Origin of the sequence: Corynebacterium pseudopelargi, assembly GCF_003814005.1 — a bacterium.
Classification (GTDB): Bacteria; Actinomycetota; Actinomycetes; order Mycobacteriales; family Mycobacteriaceae; genus Corynebacterium; species Corynebacterium pseudopelargi.
Window position 1 is genome coordinate 1,284,661 of sequence record NZ_CP033898.1, and the last position, 20,247, is coordinate 1,304,907.

Below are 20,247 nucleotides of genomic sequence, written 5' to 3' on the forward strand. Positions count from 1 at the left end.
ATTGGTGGGGTGCATTAGGCACACTCCATTTCTTTTCCAGTTCCTTTTCACCTGCTACTTAGCAAGGCGCTTTTCTGTAGCCAAGATTTGGCTATCGACGTCGTAGAGCACCTCATCTAAGATCACCGGATCCACATCGCGTTCTCGGCGTGCCCTCAGCAGCTCTGCCTGAGAGGCATAGAGGGCTTCAAGACGCACGCGGTTCATCTGTTCTGCCTTTTGAGCAATGCGCTTCTTTCGGTCTTGGGCCGCACCATGATCAGATTCATCGACATCGACGTGGATATCTTCTTCAAAGCGCCGACGCAGTGCCTCTAATTGCTCCACTGGAATGTCGTGGATGTAGCGTTCGAGCACTTCGCCTGCGGCAAAACGTGCGCGTGCCTCAAGCCGTGCTCGGGCTTGGTCGCCAAAAGCATCTGGGCCTTGCTCCAAGTTGAGCACCTTCATCAGCCAAGGCAGCAGCAAACCAGGGATCACCATGGTCACCACCAGCACCACCAGGGCGATCACCGGTAGCTCGGAGTACAGGCCAAATCCGGCTGTTGGCGGGATGGAAAGCACCAGCGCCAAGGTGACCAGACCGCGCATACCGCCCCAGGTCAGCAGCAGGACTTCTTGGAGCCGAAGTGGCGCACCGGTTCTGCGGCCTTTTCGACGGTTCCTCAGATACATCATGTACAACCAGATTGCCCGGACCACGATGGCAACGAAGGAGAGCACCACACCAATCCAGACTGCGTGCCAGATCCTTGCGCCAACCTCGTCCATGGCGGTGCGCACCGAAAGGCCAATCAAGCCGAAGGCCACGCCAGTAAAGAGCAGCTCTACTACTTCCCAGAAGGCACTGCCAGAAAGGCGGTCTTCGGCTCCAGCGCCATTTCTGGAGTTAAATTCAATCGCTGCTACAACGATGGCGATCACGCCGCTGGAATGTACTTCTTCGGCGATGATGAAGGTGGCAAAAGGAATGACCCAGGTCAAGGCATTACCAGCCACGGCGGAATCTAAGCGGTTATTCAGCCAGGCTGCTCCCCTACCAAGTAAAAAGCCGATGACCACCGCGGAGGTGGCTGCGTAGAAGAAGGCTGCAATCGCCGCCCACCAGGCAATCTCTTCGCCTCTGAGCAATACGCTTAAGGCAAGGTTGAACACCACGATGGATGCGGCGTCGTTAAAAAGACCCTCTGTTTGCAACGTGCTAGTCAGGCGACGTGGCACACCGGCAGGCTCTGCCACGGCATCGACGGCAACCGGATCAGGTGGTGAGATCGCCGCACCAATGACGACGGCACCAGCAAAAGAAAGGGTGGGAACGAGCAGGTAGGCGCTTAGGCCAACGGCAAAGGCGGTGATAATCACCAAGAGCACCGAAAGCTGCACCACGATGCGCCAATTTCTACGAATGGACGCCCAGCTCGTTCTTCGTGCCAGTGCCCACAGCAAAGGTGGGATAAAGATCGGGAGCATCAGCTCCGCGGGGATCTGGTTTTCTGGAATGCTCGGAAACAGCATTGCCACACCAGCAAGCACCGCAAGTAGCGGAGGCCAGGGAAGCCCGGTTCGGTCGCCGATCGCCACCATTGTCACCGTTGCAAACAACAACGCGACGAGACCGATGAGAACTTCCATAGTGCCTAATGACCTCCCTGCGACGATGCAACCGCTTCCATTCTACTGATCAGCGGTGAAGTCGGGTCGCAGGTGCCTTCTTGCCATCTGAGCAAAAGCTTCTCTACTTAGCGCTCCGCTGCCTTCGGGCAACACGCCCCACAGTGGCACGTGGCAGATCTTCGGCATTTCTTCGATATTCAGTCTGGTAGCTAAATCCGGTGATGCTTCGACTGAGCCACCGATTAAGGCTTTGACGTCGATGCCGCGCCGCCTTGCGGCCTCAACGCTTAACTCTGCTAAGTTCAACGATCCCAACCCCATGCTGCTAACGATCACCAAGGGAGCATCGAGGGCGTGAACCAAATCGGCGAAGCTTTCTTGCTCATTGAGCCGAACCAGCAATCCGCCTGCACCTTCGACCAGCAATAGCCGCCCAGGGCGATCAAGCGCTGTGATTTCCTGGCATATTTCAGCAACACTGGCTTGTTGCATTCCTGCTCGCCTGGCAGAAAGATTGGGCGCAAGAGGTTCGGGATAACGCCTCAGACACACCCCTTGGATGCCGCTGAGCCGCTCGATGGTGGTGGCATCGCCTTCACCTTCTGGCTCACCAGTTTGTACCGGCTTGATCGGGATCACCTCAAAGCCTTGTGCCTGGCCGGCAAGTGCTAAGGCCGCAGTAGCAATGGTTTTGCCAACATCGGTATTGGTGCCGCTAATGCACAGAATGCTCATGCCTGCTCCTCGGAATCGACTACGGCTTTGATGGCCTCACAGATGCGTCGAACCTCGGGCTCGTCGCAGATAAATGGCGGCATGGTGTACACGAGCGTGCCAAAGGGACGCAACCAGACTCCATGTTGCATGACCGCTCGGGTTGCTCTGTGCATATCAACAGGCTTGTGCATCTCTACTACGCCAATGGCACCAAGCACGCGCACATCGGCTACGGCCGGGTGATCGCTTAAGCCCAGTAGCTCCTCGCTTAACACCCGCTCGATTGCTGCAACGCGATCAGGCACCGCCGGATCGCTCGCGAGATCCACCGCGGCGCTAGCCACCGCGCACGCTAAAGGATTACCCATAAACGTAGGCCCATGCAGCAGCGCACCTCCGCCTTCAGGGCTGCTGATCGCAGTGGCGATGCGATCTGTTGTAATAGTTGCCGCAAGAGACATAAAGCCACCGGTTAAGGCCTTGCCCACACAGAGGATATCGGGGGTCACGCCGGCAGCTTGGGTGGCAAACATCGCTCCGGTGCGCCCGAAGCCGGTAGCGATTTCGTCGGCAAGCAAGACCAAACCATAACGATCACACAGCTCGCGCAGGCCGCGGATCACTGCGGCGTCGTGGAAGCGCATTCCCCCGGCACCCTGGACGATTGGTTCGATGGCGATGCCTGCGATGGTGTCGTCGATAAGCGCTTCAACTTCGCTCAGATAGGCCTGAATTGCTGCTTGCGTGGCGCCGCGTTGTGGCGGGTGGGGCGCAAAGACGTTGCTCATCACGCGAGAAGTCCACATCGAATGCATTCCGCCATCCGGGTCGCACAAACTCATGGTGGCGAAGGTGTCTCCGTGATAACCCCGACGCCAGGTGAGCATTCGATCGCGCTCGGGGTGGCCAATACCGCGCTGATATTGATAGGCCATTTTCAACCCAACTTCTACCGCCACCGAACCTGAGTCGCTAAAAAAGACCTTTTCAAGGCCATCATCGGTGAGATCCACCAGCTTTTTCGCAAGCTCTACTGCCGGGCGGTGGGTAAGACCGCCGAACATCACATGGCTCATCTGCGCGATCTGCTTGGTAGCGGCCTGCTGCAGCTTCGGGTGGGAGTGCCCATGCGCTGCCGCCCACCAAGAACTCATCCCATCGATCAAGGCCTGGCCATCGGCGGTGTATAGGTACACCCCTTCGGCGCGGTCGATCACCACCGGGGCTACCGCTGCAGGCATAGGCCCGTAGGGGTGCCAGACATGGTCACGGTCAAATGCTGCGATGGCGTCTGCGTGCACGAACGTTTCTCGCTTTTCCCTCGTTCTTGCCCCATCAATGACAAGGCAGTGCTTTGTTTATGCCACCAAGCCTGAAGTGACGTTGGTTGGCGAAAAAACTGCGGTTGCAGTGTCGTTTCTGATCGTACTTGAACGCCGTTCAGTTCCGTGGCATAAGGCAGATCGAGACTGTTCCAAGCCAAAGCCCTCTTTGAGCACAAGGCCTCGCTACTGGCAGGTCTTGCCACTACCGGGCTAGCTATGAGCGGGCTTGCTACTACCGGGTTGGCTATTACCAGGAAGGTGGCAATGTCACCGTTTTGATGTACCTCCAAAAGGCCTCCGGCTCCGAAGAACCGATGCCATCTGGGAGGCTGCCGAAGAAATCCACGCCGGTGCTATTCGACACTTCCATGAGCTTTAAGCGCGTGCGCAAATCGGCGTCGCTGGGCAGCTTGCCGCCCACAACACCCACGACCTCTGCCCCGCACATGCGTGCAAAACGCACTGCCTGTACCGCCAAAGACACAGCCCCCTGCGCCATCCCAGATACCACCACCAAAGGTGCGTTGAGTTCTGCTGCGATATCAGCGATGGTCTTATTACCGAGCAGCGGGATACTCAATGCGCCCGAGCCTTCCACCACCACAGTTTTGCCCTCTGCGACAAGCTCACGCACCTTCTGCAGCGGGTGTGGATCATCGGAAAGATCAAGGCCACGAATACCGGTGAGCCTTTCAATGGTGCCGATATCCCCAGCAGCGGGATCTTTGAGGCTACCTTGTAGGCGCGCAACTTTTACTGGAACCACGTCACGGCCACGAGCCTTGAGCACCGCCACAATTGCTGCAGCGGCCGTTGTTTTGCCCACGCCGGTGGAAAGTCCCGACACCACGATGATGCTCACCGCTTGCCCCTTTCCTTAACCATGCTCCAGTGCAAAAAGACGCTAATGCTCAACATTGTATAAGGCGCGTTCTTAGCACGTGCATTAGCTCAGCTCGTGCTTTGCTTTCGAGGCTTTCACGCACAGTGCCTGGAGATGCTCGGTGATGCTGCTATGCCACATCACTGCCAATTGGCAGCGGCAACCACGGCTGGGTCTACTTCCAAACCAGTCCAGGCCACTTTGAGTTCTTCCAAAGAGGCTTCCTGCTCCACATCAATGGCCTGCGCCTTATACAGCTCGAGCAGCGCGAGGAAACGACCCACAATTTGCATACTCATGGTGCACTCGCGGTTCAGCACATCAAAGCTCATCCACTTGCCTGCACCGAGCAGCTTCAAGGTAGAAAGCAGCATGCCTGCTTGTTCAGGCACACTCACCTGCTGCTGATGCACGTGGTCGGTAGCTACCTGTTCTGGTGGTTTGGGCCTAAACACGCTCGCGGCAAGTTGCGCAAAAGACTCCGGGCTATGGCCAATGACTACTGGTGGCAAAGCGTCCAGGAATGCTTCTTCTAGACCAACCGCACGCGGGTACTGCCTTCGAGCTTGCTGCTGCCAGAGGCTAAACATCTCTGCTACTTCGCGGTAGGCCTTGTATTGCAAGAGCCGGGCAAAGAGGAGGTCGCGTGATTCTAAAAGCTCGAGATCTTCGAGGCTATCTACTTCACCGCGGGGCAATAACCGCGCAGCTTTGAGATCCAGCAGCGTCGCCGCTACCACGAGGAACTCCGTTACCTCATCCAACTCAGCCATCGCACCGAGTTCGCGAACATAGGCCACAAATTCATCGGTGACCTTAGCCAGAGCAACGTCGGTGATATCTAGCTTTTTGGCCCCGATGAGTTGCAGCAGCAGATCGAAGGGACCTTCGAAGTTATGCAGCACAATGCGAAAGCCCGTGATTTCGGGCTGTTCCATGCGCTCATAGCGCGACGCTGAATCGGGGCCTGTAGCCATTGATGCGCTAGCCGTTCGTGCGCTCAATGACCTCGCGGGCGAGCTGGCGGTATTGTTGCGCGCCTTGAGAATTCGGTGCCCAGGTGATGATGGGTTCACCTGCTACCGAGGTTTCTGGGAAGCGAACGGTTCGCGTGATCACGGTATCGAAGACTCGATCTTCAAATACCTCCACCACGCGGCTCATCACCTCGCGCGCATGGGTGGTGCGGCGATCAAACATGGTGACCAAAATGCCGATGATCTCAAGATCAAAATTCAGGCGATCTCGAACCTTCTCCACCGTATCGGTCAGCAGTGCTAGACCACGCAGCGAGAAGTATTCGCACTCCATGGGAATGATTACACCTTGCGAACAGCTCAGCGCATTCACTGTGAGCAGGCCAAGCGATGGTTGGCAATCGAGGATGATGTAGTCATAATCGCGCATCACCGGGCGTAGTGCGCGAGCAAGGGTCTGCTCGCGCCCGACCTCATTTACGAGCTGAATTTCCGCCGCGGATAGATCGATATTGGCTGGCACAAGATCTAAACCGGCCACGTTGGTGGGATGAATCGCCTGATGGATCGAGGTGTGGCGATCCACCAAGAGGTTATACACGGTGATGTCGAGTTCATCGTGAGGTACTCCCAGCCCGGCGGAAAGCGCACCCTGAGGGTCGAGGTCTACCAATAAGACCTTCCGGCCGGCCTCTGCAAGGCAGGCACCGAGGTTAATGGTGGAGGTGGTTTTACCCACGCCACCTTTTTGATTGCACATCGACAAGATCTTTGCCGGTCCGTGCTGCGTGAGTGGCTTGGGGTCCGGGAATACACGCAAAGGACGACCGGTAAGACCGATCTTGCCTTCCGGCTCGTTGAACAACCCGTCCTCAGCCATGTCAATCCCACTTCCTTGACTTTTCCGGTTTTTCTCCGCCGATGTGGCGCTGAGCTACGCCTTAGAATACTGCAGCTCATCGTAGCCCTAAAGCAGCCACCGCCACGAAGAAATTACACCGCTGTTATCAACCACAGTGTAGCGGAGAAGACTCCCCTACGACCACGTCAAGCCCCAGCCCTTGCCAGACCCTTGCAGGACCCTTGCCCGACCCGCGCTGCATCCAAGCACCAGCACCGCAGCACCCAAGCCCGAGCATCCAAGCCCCGCAGAGCACTCATGCCCAAGCCCCAGCACCCCAGCTATGCCCGCGGGTGCGAACTCGCCCACACATTCCGCAGATTCTCTGCGCTGATATGCGTGTAGATCTGTGTGGTGGTCACTGAGGCATGCCCGAGCAGTTCTTGTACCACGCGCACATCGGCACCGCCCTCAATCAAGTGGGAGGCGTAACTATGGCGCAGGGTGTGTGGCGAGATATCTTTTTCAATTCCCGCCCGCTGCGCGGCTTGTTTGAGCACATGCCAGGCGCTGGTTCGGCTGAGGGCATTTCCTCTGGAATTTAAAAACAGCGCATGGCTTCGGCCTTTGGCTAGGCTCGGCCTGCCTCGCACGAGGTAGTTCTCGAGTGCTGCCTGGGCCTTCGCGCCCACGGGAACGATCCGCTGTTTATTGCCTTTGCCGGTGATCACCATCAGCCCATCGAGCTGTGCCACCTGGTCGATGTGCAGTGCTAAAAGCTCGGATATACGTGCGCCTGTGCCATATAGCAGCTCAAGGAGTGCACGATCGCGTAAATCGGTGGCCGTGGCCTGATCGGCGTCTGGAATCGACTCGATCAGCGTGGTCACTTCCTCAACGCTTAGCGTCTCAGGAAGGTGTTGGGCTGCTTGTGCCGGTTGGACGTTGGCAGCAACATTGTGCTCGATAAGCCCCTCGTTGAGGGCAAAGGCGTGGAAGCCACGCACCACAATCAAGGCGCGCGCTGCGGAGCTTTGAGCCAAGGGGGCACGCCCTGTTTCTGGATCCCCTTGGCGCAGATATGCCACATAACGTTCCACCATTGGTTGATCTACCCGTTGTAGATCTTCTATCTGCTGATAATCCAGCCACTGTGTATAGCGTTGCAGATCGCGCCGATAGTTACTCAGTGTGTTCTTGCTGAGGCCTTTTTCCACCGCGAGATGGCGTAGCCACTTCTTTCCCAGCGTTTCAGGATTCATCGCAGCACTAGATCTGCTTCATATCCGGCTTGATGCCCTGCTCGCTTCGCCTTTGGGCAAGGTGGGTGGGCCGCAGATCAAAGGCGGCATCTACAGGCCGGGTTGTTCCTTGATGAGCCATCACCTGATTGGCTGCCAAAATTCCAGCCACTGCGGTGGCATTGACAATCTCTCCACTCAGCACCTTGGCCACGGCCTTGGTCAAATCCACCCACGCAAAGTCCATATCGGCTTCTTCATCATGGGCTTCGGGGCGCTCAACTTCCTTGAGATCTCGCGCCAGGTAGATCCTGATGGATTCTTCGGCAAATCCTGGGCTGGTCACGATATCGCTGAGCACTTCCCAACGTTGCGCTGCAAGCCCCGCTTCTTCTTGCAGCTCGCGTTTGGCGCACTCCAGGGGATCTTCTTGGGCTATATCGAGCAATCCAGCAGGTAGCTCCCATAGCCTTTGACCTACTGAATGCCGATATTGCTGCACCATGGCTACTTGATTTTGCGCGTTAAGCGCAAGGATCGCCACCGCACCAAAGTGTTCTACGATCTCGCGGGCAGCCACCCCACCATCGGGCATGCGCACGCTATCCCTGCGAAGCGCCAGGATCGGCGCCTCAAGCAGAATTTCAGACTCAACAACCTCGAAATGTTTGTCCGCCAACTTGTGCCACTCCTGTCGTAGATACGTGATACAGAAAACCCGCATGAAAGGCCGTATGTGCTTGCCTTCGTGCGGGTTCTGCTTTATTTGCTAGCTTGTCGACGCAGCTTCGCTTCGTTCTGCACTCGAACTTGGGCTGTTTTCGCTCGATGCTTGCTCTGAGCCCTCACGCTTTTTCGCACCGGTGGGCGAAGGCGATGCGGCCTCGGCGCTTTCTGCTGCGCCATAATCACCGTGCTCGCCGTCGAATTGTTCACGCAGCGCCAAGATCGTGGCGATTTGGGCGAAGGAACGATCCACGGAATCTACGGTCGATACCTCATCTTTGAGGTCCTTGGAGCGCAACTGATCAATCGTGGCACCGTCTGCGGCGGTGTAGATGCCACCGGCAACCACGAATGGCCCGCCTTGAGCACGCATGGCTTGAGCAAAGTCCGACTCAGCATTGGAGCGGTAGCCATTGTCGTTGTTATCGGAGTTATCCAGCAGCATCACTACGCCTTGGGCAGGCAGGATGGTGCCGTCTTTGTATTCGATGTAGTTGTCTTGCTTGAGTGCTTTCAAGATGATAGCACGGTCAGCAGTGGTGGCTTTTTCTTTGCCATCGGCATCGAGGTACAAGGCTGCGGCGAGTGCCTCGCCGGCGTGCGTGCCTGCATCGAGTTTGTCCTCGGAGAGCTGCGCACCAGCCGGAAGGGAGTTAGTGACGATGCTCTTGAGGCCATCGGCACCATTTTGATCAAAAAACGAGTCTGTTAATTCAATGGTGCCCGAATCAATGGCGCCGGCTTCATCCAGGAGGCCTTTGAGGTCCTGATAGTCCTCATCGGAGCTGCCTGGGGCGCGAAGCACCAGGATGGGTTTATCTTCCAACTGGTTTTGCACTGCGGCATCGCCAATGGCCTCGATAAATGCATCGGCTGTTTCGGCTTGTGCCTTGGCTACCTTTGCCTCTGCTTCGGCGTCGTTGCGCTGTGCCACCAGTCCCCCGGCGGCCTCGCTACCGTCGCCGGCCAGGTTTGGTGCGAGCACCAACGTACCTGCAGCTAAACCGAGAGCGGCGCCGAGACCTAAACCGGCGATGATCGCCGAAGCGCGTCCTTTATTTCCTGCCATATTCGCTCAATTCCTCAACGCTTAGCTGAACAGTCCTTGGAACCACAGGGCAATGTTATTCCAAGTATCGACAAAGTTTTCCATAAAGCTGCCATCGCCATAGGAGCCAGCGATGATCACGAATACCGCCGCGGCAATGAGCAGGCCAAGAATCGCCCACATCCAGCCCAAACCGGAACCGGAGCGAAGGGTGTACAAGTCGATGATGTTGGAGGCATCGATGAGCTTGCGATTAACCTTCAAACGCGTCAGCATGGCCGAGGGGGTGGCGTCCTTGCGCTCGGCAAAAACAGCTTCCAAGTCGAAGGGAGCACCGACGTTCACAATCAATTCAGCGCCGTGGAATTCTGCAAGCAGCAACGCAAGGTCGGTGGCTGAATCCACTGCGGCTGGGAAGGTGGTGGCGCCAATGCCAAGGTCTTGGATGCGCTCAAGGCCAACGGCGTGGCCGTCTGGGTCTGCCGGCAAGACCACTCGCGCACCGCTGCGCAGCGCTTCTGCCCCAATGCCCGCAGGATCACCGACGATGAAGTCGGGCTCATAGCCCATCTCCACCAAGGTATCTGCGCCCGCATCGACACCGATCAAGGCCGGTTCGAATTCGCGGATGAAGTTGCGCAGCTCTTTGAGCTGCTCGCGGTGATGAAGACCGGGTGATACAACGAGCACCTTGCGGTCACGCAATGCCGCTCCGCTTTCGGGCACGCCCAGGCCGTCGATAAGCAAAGGCGCTTCGGAGTGGATGAATTGGATGGTGTTGCCAAAATAGGCCTCCATGCGATCCACCAAGGATTGTTGCGCCTCGGAGAATTGAGATTCCACCTCAAGCTGGCGCAGCACTTCACCTTGAGCGATGAGCTTATCGCCGTGGTAGAGCTCGCCATCTTCGGTCAAACGCCCCTTGCGGCCGCTTCGCAGCCCCTCCCACACCGAAGCGCCCACGGCCTCAACCAGGAGGATGTCTGCATCGAGCAGCATCTGGGGGCCGTAGTTGGGAATCGCGCCGGTGGTAAACCTTGCCACGTTCACCACGGCCTTAGGCTCAGCCTGGATGAGCTCTTGGGCCAAGGTTCGGGTGATATCTGGCGCATCGATCACAGCAATGTCGCCGGCAGAAAGACGCTTTAAACCCTTGCTACCTGGCGAGCAATCGCGCAAAACAGCGTGAAGGCCAGGCAGATCCTCGGAACGGGAGAACAGACTCATGGCGCTCATTGTGGTGCAAAGATGCCTCAAGTATGCGGTGCCACGCGCATAGGTCTACTTGTTTTTTCTCCTTTTGGCGCAGATCTACTTAGCCAGGCACTATCCGGCCTACTGCTTCTCGCTGCGAAGCGCTTGAACCTCCTGCTGGGCCCTGTTGAGCAACTCCTGGGCATGAGCTTTGCCCGTGGCTGTATCTTCAAGCCCGGCAAGCATACGGGCGAGTTCTTCGGTGCGGGCTTCACCTTGAAGCTCTGAAACACCAGAAGTAACCGTGGTATCGCCAACGTCTTTGGCCACATGCAAGTGGGTATCGGCATACGCAGCCACCTGGGGTAGGTGCGTCACCACAATCACCTGGTGGTGGGTTGCCAACTTGGCGAGCCTACGGCCGATCTCCACTGCGGCTTTACCGCCCACACCTGCGTCGACCTCATCAAACACCAAGGTGGTGCCCGAAGAACTGGTACTCAAGATCACCTCGAGTGCCAGCATCACGCGCGAAAGCTCGCCGCCAGATGCAGAGCTTGCCAGCGGTTTGGGATCCAAGGCGCTATTGGGCGCGAGGCGAAACTCCACGCTTTCGAGCCCTCCGATGCTTGGATCTTCTTGCTCCAGTACTGCTTCAAACACGGCCTTTGGCATGGCGAGACCGTGCAGCTCTTCGCTTACAGCCTGCGCCAAGGCCTTGGCAGCCTTGCGACGCAATGCGCTAAGTGCTCGGCCTTCGCGCATCATCACTGCGCGTGCTTCTTCCACCGCCTGCTGCAAAGCCTCGAGGGCTTCTGGGGAGGCGTCGAGCTTGCTTAATTTCAGCTCAGCTTTGCGCTTCCATTCCAGCACTCCATCAATATCGGGAGCGTATTTTCTGGTGAGCTGCTTGATTTCTTGTTGGCGCTGCAATAGCTGCTCGAGTTGCTCACTATCACCTGGGAGTTCTCCTAAAAAGCGCCCGAGCTCACCGGAGACCTCTGCAAGTTCGGCAGAGAGATCTTCTAGGCGCTTGCTCAATGCCTGAAGCAGTGGGTGCTCGCTTGCCTGCAAGGCGTGTTGAGCCTGGCCTACCCCATCGGATGCGCTATGAGATTCCTCGCCAAAATCTCCCAGCGCTTCTGGGCCATCTATAGCCGCCAGAGCCGTGGTGGCAGCTTCTTGGAGGGCATCTAAATCCTGCAGGGTTTGGATCTCTTGAATTAAGGCGGCATCCTCACCAGGTTCAGGCTGGACCGATTCGATCTCGTTGATGGCAAATTGCAGGCGATCTACCTCTAAGGCCATATCGCGACTCGATCGCACGCGCTGTTCATAATCGCGGGCGAGTTCGCGCCATTGCCGAAACGCCTGGGCGTAGCGCTGATACACCGGCGCGATTGCGGGATCGAAGCGATCCAAGGCCTCGCGCTGGCGATCTGGATTAAGCAGGCGAAGCTGATCGTTTTGTCCGTGAATCCGAAGCAGCGAATCACTCAGTGCGGCCAGGGCTGCAGCGGGAGCGGATCGCCCACCGAGGTAAGCCTTCGATCGCCCTTGGGCATGAATGGAGCGCATGGCGATGATCTCGCCTTGTTCATCAGTGTGCCCACCGGCTTGGTGTAGTACTTCTAGGGCCTGTTCGCGTTCTTTTTCGCCGAGAGAATCAAGCAGGAAGCGCCCTTCTGCAATGGCTTTTTCTGCCCCACTGCGCACCCTTGAGGCATCGGCCCTTCCGCCGCACAACAAGCGCAACCCGGTTACCACCATGGTTTTACCGGCGCCTGTTTCACCTGTGAGCACGCTTAAGCCTTCGCGCAGCTCTAGCGTGGACGATGGGATGACGCCGAGGTTTTCGATGGTCAGATCCGCAAGCATAGCCAAAATGCTACCGCAGGGGCGCCGATAAGTCACAGAACGAGTGTTCGAGCTGTTCAGCTTGTATATCTGGCACGCCTATGCCTTCAGGCACCTAAGTACGCCGAGCCCACAAAGGCTTGGAGGCCTTCGCTATGTAGAGCTGTGTAGAGCTATTTAGGCCCGCGCCAGCCTTCTACTGGTAGGCGCAGTTTGGTAACCAGGCGGTCGGTAAAGGGCAGGTCATCTAAACGCACCCAGCGCACGGGAGTCGCACCCTTTTCAATCTCCACACGCGCTCCCGCTGGCATAGCTATTCGACGAAACCCGTCCATAACAGCCACCGCAGGGAAGGCATCTGGCTGGGATTCAATAGCCACCTTCGAATGCGGGCTTACTACTAGAGGCTTGGTAAAAAGGGCATGGGCATTATTCGGAACCACCAAAATGGCGTCGAGTGCGGGCCACAGCACCGGGCCACCGGCGGAGAAGGCGTAGGCCGTAGAGCCGGTGGGTGTAGAGACGATGATGCCATCGCAACCAAAAGAACTCACAGGCCGAGCGTCAATTTCTAAGGTGGCATCGAGTACGCCTTGACGCACCTGGTTTTCCACGCTGACCTCGTTAAGTGCCCAACCGCGGCCAAGTTCATTGCCTTCTGCATCGCGGATTAGCACGTCGATGGTCATGCGGTCTTCCACGCGATAGTCCCCGTGAGTGACTCTGCGAACTGCCTCGTCTAGGGCGTCTTGTTCCCACTCGGCAAGGAAGCCAACGTGGCCGAGATTAATGCCCAACACTGGCAAATCGGCATCGTGGGCCAGATCGGCAGCGCGAAGGAAGGTGCCATCACCACCGAGGGCCATGACCAGCTCAACGTCTTTGGTAGCGCCTTTGCCTTTGAGTACCCGCTTGCACTGCGAGAGCACGGGGTGCTCGGCCACCGTCGTATCGTCTTCGGCAACGAGCACACGGACGTGGATGCCTGCCTCGGCAAGCAACTCGGCAACCAAACCTGCGGTACTCACGTTGGATGGACGTCCGGTGTGCAGCACCAACAGCACGGAGCGGGGTTGGCCAAGTGGCGCCATTAGGCTGGTCCTTCCTCTACGGCTTGTTGCACCAGCGCCTCAATGTCTGCATCATCGAGCGCCTTGCTGCCTTGATCTTTGTTCAACCACAAGAAGTATTCCACGTTTCCAGACGGTCCGGGCAAAGGTGACGCGACTACTCCACGCAAACTCAAACCCAAAGTCTGCGCAAAGCGTGCTACTTCGGCTACCACCTCGGCCCTCAACGCCGGATCACGCACAACTCCCCCGGAGCCAAGGCGCTGTTTACCCACCTCAAATTGCGGCTTGACCATGGGCAACAGATCAGCACCATCGGCCATACATTCCACGATGGCCGGCAGCACCAATTGCAGGGAGATAAACGATAAATCGCCAACCATCACTTGGGCGGGCTCACCGAGCATATCGGGCTGAAGGTGCCGGATATTGGTCCTGTCGAGCACTTCAACCCTGGGGTCATTTTGCAGCCGCCAAATCAATTGGCCATACCCTACGTCTACTGCCCACACTTTTGAAGCACCTTCGCGCAGCGCTACATCGCTAAAACCCCCGGTAGAAGCACCAGCATCGAGCACGCTCTTAGATTCCAGGCTCAGGCCTTGAGGGCCAAAGGCAGAAAGGGCTCCTAGCAATTTATGGGCGCCACGAGAGGCATAATTGTCCATCTCTTCGCCTTCCACGCGGATGGAAACATCCGGCGCCACCTGAGTTGCGGGCTTTTGGGCTTGGATGCCTTGCACGAACACGCGACCTTCGCGGATCAATTGCACGGCTTGTTCCCTGGAACGGGCGATCTTGCGCCGCACCAATTCCGCATCGAGCCTTCTTCTCGCTGCCATCTCAAACGTACCTTTCCGCGCTAGCGCAATGCCTGCTGCAGCACATCATGAGCCTGTGAGAGGATCTCGGCCTCGGCCTGCGCATCCTCAACGGGCGTGGCCAATAACGCCTCTACTTCTGCACGAACCCGCTGCGGATCCCGCTTGGCTGCTAGGTCATGAGGAGTAGCTGCGTGCTTGCCTGGCCGTGGTGCATTCATGTGCCGGTGCTCCTATGACCACTCTTGCATTGCTTGGGCGGCCTTGTCCGATGCTGCGATAACCTCACCCTGAAAGCCTGCTGCTTGCTGCCACGCCACCGCCAGCACGGTACGAAGTGCCTGCAAGGCAGTAGCGTCTGGGTTGCCGCCAGATAACACGATGGCCTCACCTTCGCGCTGGGCAACAAAACCGCCTTGAGCCGAAGGGATGAGCTGCTCTTGTTCTTGATCGAGGGCAGCAAGGGTTGCTGCCACCATGGTCGGGCGCTGCGTGTGATCTGAACGAATTAACGCCCAATGCTTAGACACGCCACTGAGCAGGTGCAGCGTAGGCATGTCCGCGGCTACTGCCCCGGCGATATCGGTATCGAGGCGATCGCCTACAGCCAGTGGGCGCGTACACTGCACCCGCTCCACAGCGCTATAAAACATCGCCGGCTGGGGCTTACCTGCTGCTTGAGGCTTCACACCGGTGGCACTTGTTACTGCTGCCACCATGGAGCCATTGCCCACGCAGAGTCCGCGCTCTGAAGGCAAGGTGGTATCCAGGTTGGAGGCAAAGTAGTGCGCTCCGGCGGCAATGGCCAGGGCGGCTTCTGAAAGCTCTGCCCATCCTGTTGCCGGGTTATGGCCATGCAAGACGGCTTGGGGCTGCTCATCAGCGGATGCCACCACTTCAAAGCCACCGGCTTTGGCCAGCGCTTTGAAAGAATCGCTGCCGAGCACCAGCACCGGAGCACCTGCAAGGAGATGCTTTTGGGCCATTTCAATGGCGGCTTGTGCCGAGGTGAGCACCTGTTCACTGGCGGTGGGAATACCCATCTCGCTGAGAAGCTTGGCTACTACCTCAGGCCCGCGGGAGGCATTGTTGGTGATGTACACCAATGCGGCATCGGAGGCATTGAGCGCCTCAATGGCGTCGGGCAGGGCTTGCCCACCTTCCCAGACGGTGCCATCGAGGTCGAGCAGGAGTGCGTCGAAATCTTCGCGCAAACTCATGCTTGTTCCTCGCCGGTGGGTGCCTGCGTATCGTCTTGGTGCAGTGCTTCGATGCGCTCGCTTGCATCGAGTACTTCGTCTACGTCTTGTTCGGCAGAGGTTTTAAACCATTCCAGGGCTTCGTCTTTATTGCCATTGGCCAGCAGAACATCGGCGTAGGCATAAGAAAGGCGAGCGGCACTCAAACCGCTGCCCTGCTTGGAAGGCTGTAGGCGCTGGAGAGTAACCAGGGCGGATTCAGGTTGTCCGAGATCAAGGCGCGCATTTGCGGCCACGATGCCGAGTTCGATGCGTGTTTCTAGATCCAGGGTCTGCTGATCTACTTCCTTTGCCACCTCGATGGCTTTTTCTGGCCTGCCCAGGCCACGTTCTGCATCGGCCATCACGGCAACCAAACCTGGGCCACCGCTCATGCGACGTGCTGCGCGAAGCTCGGAGAGCGCTTCTTTCCACTCCCCTGCGTGGTAAGCGGCAATACCGAGGGTCTCGCGAACCACTGCCACGCGCCCTGCACGATCCTTGGCAGCGCGCGCATGCTTGAGGGCCAATTCTGGGTCGTCTTGCATCAGCGTTGCGGCCATGATCATGTGCTGTGCTACCACGTTGGCGTTGTCTTTAGACAGCACCTTTAAGTCTTGCAGCACCATCGGATCGAGGTCGCGTACATCAATATCACCGGGCAGGTGCGGCTCATTCATGCGCTTGTTCAGGCGTTCTTCGCGGAAACCCGAGCGCTGAGGCCCGAAGGTTTTCCTGTCGCTGCCGCCGCGCTGGGCATGTTGGCGCTTTGGTCGGTCGCCTTCCTGAGCTTTTCGACGTCCCCCGCGCGCACCACCACGGCGATCGTCTTGATCCTTTCGGCGATCACCGCGGTAGCGATCTTCGCGCTCTGGCTTTTCAAAGCGCCGCTTTGGTCCACCACCACGTTGGTTGTGCCCCCTGGAGGGTCGATCATTGTGGTTGCCGCGGTCCTCAGATGCCATGATTTCCTCGTTTAGTCTGTGTATAGAAATGCGAAAGAGCGTGGTGTAGGGACAGGTTTTTACCTTCTATCTCTACACCACGCTCCATCGTTGCACTGTGAAGTTGTTGGTCGGCGGTGTCTTACTCTCCCACACCCTCCCGGGTGCAGTACCATCAGCGCTATCGGGCTTAGCTTCCGGGTTCGGAATGGGTCCGGGCGTGGCCCCGATGCTATAACCACCGACACGATTAATTATTGTTTGGTGTTGTTTGGGGGGTGTTGTGTCAGGACTGCATAGTGGACGCGAGTTGTAACACACCTTCATATGTGTGTGTCAGGTGGTGTGTTTTTGGTGTGTTGTTCGGTGGATTAGTACCAGTCACCTGCATGACCTTGCGGTATGTCCAGTTCTGGCCTATCAACCCGGTGGTCTACCGGGCACCTAGTAATGAAACCTCATCTTAAAACAGGCTTCCCGCTTAGATGCTTTCAGCGGTTATCCCTTCCGTACGTAGCCAACCAGCCGTGCCACTGGCGTGACAACTGGCGCACTAGAGGTACGTCCGTCCCGGTCCTCTCGTACTAGGGACAGCCTTCTGCAAGTTTCTACGCGCGCGGCGGATAGAGACCGAACTGTCTCACGACGTTCTAAACCCAGCTCGCGTGCCGCTTTAATGGGCGAACAGCCCAACCCTTGGGACCTACTCCAGCCCCAGGATGCGACGAGCCGACATCGAGGTGCCAAACCATCCCGTCGATATGGACTCTTGGGGAAGATCAGCCTGTTATCCCCGGGGTACCTTTTATCCGTTGAGCGACACCACTTCCACTCGTAGGTGCCGGATCACTAGTCCCGACTTTCGTCCCTGCTTGAGTTGTCACTCTCACAGTCAAGCTCCCTTGTGCACTTACACTCACCACCTGATTGCCAACCAGGCTGAGGGAACCTTTGGGCGCCTCCGTTACATTTTAGGAGGCAACCGCCCCAGTTAAACTACCCACCAGGCACTGTCCCTGACCCAGATCATAGGAGGTTACAAGATATCCAATTCGATCAGAGTGGTATTTCACCTGTGACTGACACCACCACTGGCGTGGCGTGCTGTTAATGTCTCCCACCTATGCTACACAAACCGAACCGAATATCAATACCAAGCTATAGTGAAGGTCCGGGGTCTTTTCGTCCTGCCGCGCGTAACGAGCATCTTTACTCGTACTGCAATTTCACCGGGCCTGTGGTTGAGACAGCAGGGAAGTCGTTACGCCATTCGTGCAGGTCGGAACTTACCCGACAAGGAATTTCGCTACCTTAGGATGGTTATAGTTACCACCGCCGTTTACTGGGGCTTAAATTCTCCGCTTCGAACCACAAGGGTTCTAACAGGTCCTCTTAACCTTCCAGCACCGGGCAGGCGTCAGTCCGTATACATCAACTTCCACGTTTTCGCACACCTGTGTTTTTAATAAACAGTCGCTTCCCTCTATTCTCTGCGACCACGATCAGCAACCAACACCGCAAAAGGTGTGGCACCAACAGTGGCCCCCCTTCTCCCGAAGTTACGGGGGCATTTTGCCGAGTTCCTTAACCACAGTTCACCCGTTCGCCTGAGTATGCTCTACTTGACGACCTGTGTCGGTTTGGGGTACGGGCTCACAACATCCTCGCTAGAGGCTTTTCTCGACAGTCCAGGATCACCACCTTCCCCACCAGTGTGGGGTTGCATCACGCCTGACCCATGATGCCTACCGGATTTGCCTAGTAGGCGGGCTGCACGCTTACACCACGAAAACCAACCTCGTGGCGTGGCTACCAACCTGTGTCACCCCATCGCTTGACTACTACCAATGAAGGTCCCACGCAACAAACCCAACACCAGGTCACACAAGGTGACCACGATTGGGATGCTGGGTGGTTAGTACCACTGATTCATCATGGACGGCTGTTGTGAGGTACCAGAATATCAACTGGTTGTCCATCGACTACGCCTGTCGGCCTCGCCTTAGGTCCCGACTCACCCTGGGAAGATTAGCTTGACCCAGGAACCCTTCGTCATTCGGCGGAGCAGGTTTTCACTGCTCATTCGTTACTCATGCCTGCATTCTCACTCGTATGCACTCCACACCACGATCACTCGGATGCTTCAACGCCGCACACGACGCTCCCCTACCCAACACACACTGTGGTGTGTTGCCGCGGTTTCGGCGGTGTACTTGAGCCCCACTACATTGTCGGCGCAGAACCACTCGACCAGTGAGCTATTACGCACTCTTTCAAGGATGGCTGCTTCTAAGCCAACCTCCTGGCTGTCTTCGCGATCCCACATCCTTTTCCACTTAGTACACCCTTAGGGGCCTTAACCGGCGATCTGGGCTGTTTCCCTTTCGACCAACGGAGCTTATCCCCCGCAGTCTCACTGCCGTACTAGCATTCACTGGCATTCGGAGTTTGGCTGACATTGCTAAGATGATAGTCCCGCTCAACCAACCAGTCGCTCTACCTCCAGGAAGCACCATACAACGCTGCACCTAAATGCATTTCGGGGAGAACCAGCTATCACGGAGTTTGATTGGCCTTTCACCCCTACCCACAGCTCATCCCCTCAGTTTTCAACCTAAGTGGGTTCGCGCCTCCACAACCTCTTACAGCTGCTTCACACTGGCCATGGGTAGATCACTCCGCTTCGGGTCCAGGACATGCCACTCACAACACCCTCGTTAGGATTCGCTTTCGCTACGGCTACCCACACTCATGGTTAACCTCGCGACATGCCGCTGACTCGCAGGCTCATTCTTCAAAAGGCACGCCATCACCACACACAAGGTGGCTCTGACGGTTTGTAAGCACACGGTTTCAGGTACTCTTTCACTCCCCTCCCGGGGTACTTTTCACCATTCCCTCACGGTACTATTCCGCTATCGGTCATTTCGGAGTATTTAGGCTTACCGGGTGGTCCCGGCAGATTCACAGCAGATTCCACGAGCCCGCTGCTACTCGGGGCAACGCGATCAACACCACCACAATCAGCATTCACGTACCGGGCTTTCACCGTCTACGGCAGGCGATTCCACACCACTTCCGCTTACCAACTGCAGTCATGCCACATGTCATGCCACCATGTACAACCACGCCCCACAACACCACACACGCAACCCTGGCACAGGTATCACACGCATGCGGTTTAGCCTCATCCACGTTCGTTCGCCACTACTAGCAGAATCACAATTGTTTTCTCTTCCTGTAGGTACTGAGATGTTTCACTTCCCCACGTCTACCCCCAACAACGCTATTTCATTCACGCTGCGGTCACTACCAATCACAGTAGCCAGGTTTCCCCATTCGGACACCCTCGGATCAACGCTTGATTGACAACTCCCCGAGGCCTATCGCGGCCTTCCACGTCCTTCATCGGCTCGAAATGCCAAGGCATCCACCGTGTGCCCTTCCAACACACACCAACCACCAACAACCATTGGCAGCTGTGCATGACAGAAAACACAAGTAATACGACCACCACCACCAACCACCAACAAGGTGATCAGCAATGATGCGCCACACAAACACACACAAACAAACTGGTGTATTACAAAACTCTTACAAACATTCATCACTGATATTTCAGCAACAAAGAAATAAAGATGACTCGCGTCCACTATACAGTTCTCACACAACACCACCATGCACCCCACCAACCACCAACAGCAGCCAGTAGCGCACACAACAATCACAAGGACACGTGCATGTCCCAGAC

General features: G+C 57.0%; 16 protein-coding genes and 2 rRNA genes. All 18 read right to left on the bottom strand.

Annotated features, from left to right (window positions below; genetic code table 11):
• Positions 1-54: 54 nt before the first annotated feature.
• The 18 genes from CPPEL_RS06025 to CPPEL_RS06110 all read right to left on the bottom strand — a co-directional run bounded on the left by CPPEL_RS06025 (position 55) and on the right by CPPEL_RS06110 (position 19,954).
• Positions 55-1,632 carry a cation:proton antiporter gene (locus CPPEL_RS06025; protein ID WP_123960277.1) on the bottom strand — a complete coding sequence of 526 codons (1,578 nt, stop codon included), beginning with the start codon at positions 1,630-1,632 and terminating at the stop codon, positions 55-57.
• Positions 1,633-1,674: 42 nt separating this feature from the next.
• Positions 1,675-2,349 (bottom strand): dethiobiotin synthase, encoded by a 675-nt coding sequence (gene bioD / locus CPPEL_RS06030; RefSeq protein WP_123960278.1) that lies wholly within the window; start codon positions 2,347-2,349, stop codon positions 1,675-1,677.
• Positions 2,346-3,632 carry an adenosylmethionine--8-amino-7-oxononanoate transaminase gene (locus CPPEL_RS06035; protein WP_123960279.1) on the bottom strand — a complete coding sequence of 429 codons (1,287 nt, stop codon included), beginning with the start codon at positions 3,630-3,632 and terminating at the stop codon, positions 2,346-2,348. The genes bioD and CPPEL_RS06035 overlap by 4 nt, the downstream gene beginning before the upstream one ends.
• A gap of 271 nt (positions 3,633-3,903) precedes the next feature.
• The gene (locus tag CPPEL_RS06040; RefSeq protein WP_123960280.1) at positions 3,904-4,518 is read right to left on the bottom strand and encodes an AAA family ATPase; all 615 of its coding nucleotides are present in this window, start codon (positions 4,516-4,518) and stop codon (positions 3,904-3,906) included.
• Between the two features lie 161 nt (positions 4,519-4,679).
• Positions 4,680-5,477, bottom strand: a complete 798-nt coding sequence (locus CPPEL_RS06045; protein WP_123961256.1) for a segregation and condensation protein A — start codon at positions 5,475-5,477, stop codon at positions 4,680-4,682.
• Positions 5,478-5,523: 46 nt separating this feature from the next.
• Positions 5,524-6,396 carry a ParA family protein gene (locus tag CPPEL_RS06050; RefSeq protein ID WP_123960281.1) on the bottom strand — a complete coding sequence of 291 codons (873 nt, stop codon included), beginning with the start codon at positions 6,394-6,396 and terminating at the stop codon, positions 5,524-5,526.
• A 302-nt stretch (positions 6,397-6,698) separates the two neighbouring features.
• On the bottom strand, positions 6,699-7,619 hold the full coding sequence (xerD, locus tag CPPEL_RS06055) for a site-specific tyrosine recombinase XerD (protein WP_123960282.1): 921 nt from the start codon (positions 7,617-7,619) through the stop codon (positions 6,699-6,701).
• Between the two features lie 7 nt (positions 7,620-7,626).
• On the bottom strand, positions 7,627-8,322 hold the full coding sequence (locus CPPEL_RS06060; protein ID WP_123960283.1) for an NUDIX domain-containing protein: 696 nt from the start codon (positions 8,320-8,322) through the stop codon (positions 7,627-7,629).
• 45 nt (positions 8,323-8,367) lie between these two features.
• The gene (locus CPPEL_RS06065) at positions 8,368-9,393 is read right to left on the bottom strand and encodes a copper transporter (RefSeq protein ID WP_123960284.1); all 1,026 of its coding nucleotides are present in this window, start codon (positions 9,391-9,393) and stop codon (positions 8,368-8,370) included.
• 21 nt (positions 9,394-9,414) lie between these two features.
• Positions 9,415-10,608: a putative cytokinetic ring protein SteA gene (gene steA / locus CPPEL_RS06070; protein ID WP_123960285.1), complete on the bottom strand. Its 1,194-nt coding sequence runs from the start codon at positions 10,606-10,608 to the stop codon at positions 9,415-9,417.
• A gap of 99 nt (positions 10,609-10,707) precedes the next feature.
• Positions 10,708-12,444: a DNA repair protein RecN gene (gene recN / locus CPPEL_RS06075; RefSeq protein ID WP_123960286.1), complete on the bottom strand. Its 1,737-nt coding sequence runs from the start codon at positions 12,442-12,444 to the stop codon at positions 10,708-10,710.
• A gap of 152 nt (positions 12,445-12,596) precedes the next feature.
• Entirely contained in the window at positions 12,597-13,514 is a 918-nt protein-coding gene (locus CPPEL_RS06080) for an NAD kinase (RefSeq protein ID WP_123960287.1), read from the bottom strand.
• Positions 13,514-14,335 (bottom strand): TlyA family RNA methyltransferase, encoded by an 822-nt coding sequence (locus CPPEL_RS06085; protein ID WP_123960288.1) that lies wholly within the window; start codon positions 14,333-14,335, stop codon positions 13,514-13,516. Before CPPEL_RS06085 ends, CPPEL_RS06080 begins: the two co-directional genes overlap by 1 nt.
• Before the next feature lie 20 nt (positions 14,336-14,355).
• Positions 14,356-14,535: a hypothetical protein gene (locus CPPEL_RS06090; RefSeq protein WP_123960289.1), complete on the bottom strand. Its 180-nt coding sequence runs from the start codon at positions 14,533-14,535 to the stop codon at positions 14,356-14,358.
• A gap of 12 nt (positions 14,536-14,547) precedes the next feature.
• Positions 14,548-15,534 carry an HAD hydrolase-like protein gene (locus tag CPPEL_RS06095; protein WP_123960290.1) on the bottom strand — a complete coding sequence of 329 codons (987 nt, stop codon included), beginning with the start codon at positions 15,532-15,534 and terminating at the stop codon, positions 14,548-14,550.
• A complete protein-coding gene (locus CPPEL_RS06100) occupies positions 15,531-16,517 on the bottom strand; it encodes a tetratricopeptide repeat protein (RefSeq protein WP_123960291.1) in 987 nt (328 codons plus the stop codon). The genes CPPEL_RS06095 and CPPEL_RS06100 overlap by 4 nt, the downstream gene beginning before the upstream one ends.
• A gap of 108 nt (positions 16,518-16,625) precedes the next feature.
• Positions 16,626-16,742: ribosomal RNA gene (rrf, locus tag CPPEL_RS06105) — 5S ribosomal RNA — on the bottom strand.
• 104 nt (positions 16,743-16,846) lie between these two features.
• Positions 16,847-19,954: ribosomal RNA gene (locus CPPEL_RS06110) — 23S ribosomal RNA — on the bottom strand.
• Between the last annotated feature and the right edge of the window lie 293 nt (positions 19,955-20,247).

Coding starts and splice junctions, on each gene's coding strand:
- steA (WP_123960285.1), bottom strand. CDS start 10,608: ATGAGCGCCATGAGTCTGTTCTCCCGTTCCGAGGATCTGCCTGGCCTT.
- CPPEL_RS06085 (WP_123960288.1), bottom strand. CDS start 14,335: ATGGCAGCGAGAAGAAGGCTCGATGCGGAATTGGTGCGGCGCAAGATC.
- CPPEL_RS06060 (WP_123960283.1), bottom strand. CDS start 8,322: ATGCGGGTTTTCTGTATCACGTATCTACGACAGGAGTGGCACAAGTTG.
- CPPEL_RS06095 (WP_123960290.1), bottom strand. CDS start 15,534: ATGAGTTTGCGCGAAGATTTCGACGCACTCCTGCTCGACCTCGATGGC.
- recN (WP_123960286.1), bottom strand. CDS start 12,444: ATGCTTGCGGATCTGACCATCGAAAACCTCGGCGTCATCCCATCGTCC.
- CPPEL_RS06025 (WP_123960277.1), bottom strand. CDS start 1,632: ATGGAAGTTCTCATCGGTCTCGTCGCGTTGTTGTTTGCAACGGTGACA.
- CPPEL_RS06045 (WP_123961256.1), bottom strand. CDS start 5,477: ATGGAACAGCCCGAAATCACGGGCTTTCGCATTGTGCTGCATAACTTC.
- CPPEL_RS06080 (WP_123960287.1), bottom strand. CDS start 13,514: ATGGCGCCACTTGGCCAACCCCGCTCCGTGCTGTTGGTGCTGCACACC.
- CPPEL_RS06100 (WP_123960291.1), bottom strand. CDS start 16,517: ATGGCATCTGAGGACCGCGGCAACCACAATGATCGACCCTCCAGGGGG.
- bioD (WP_123960278.1), bottom strand. CDS start 2,349: ATGAGCATTCTGTGCATTAGCGGCACCAATACCGATGTTGGCAAAACC.
- CPPEL_RS06065 (WP_123960284.1), bottom strand. CDS start 9,393: ATGGCAGGAAATAAAGGACGCGCTTCGGCGATCATCGCCGGTTTAGGT.
- xerD (WP_123960282.1), bottom strand. CDS start 7,619: ATGAATCCTGAAACGCTGGGAAAGAAGTGGCTACGCCATCTCGCGGTG.
- CPPEL_RS06050 (WP_123960281.1), bottom strand. CDS start 6,396: ATGGCTGAGGACGGGTTGTTCAACGAGCCGGAAGGCAAGATCGGTCTT.
- CPPEL_RS06090 (WP_123960289.1), bottom strand. CDS start 14,535: ATGAATGCACCACGGCCAGGCAAGCACGCAGCTACTCCTCATGACCTA.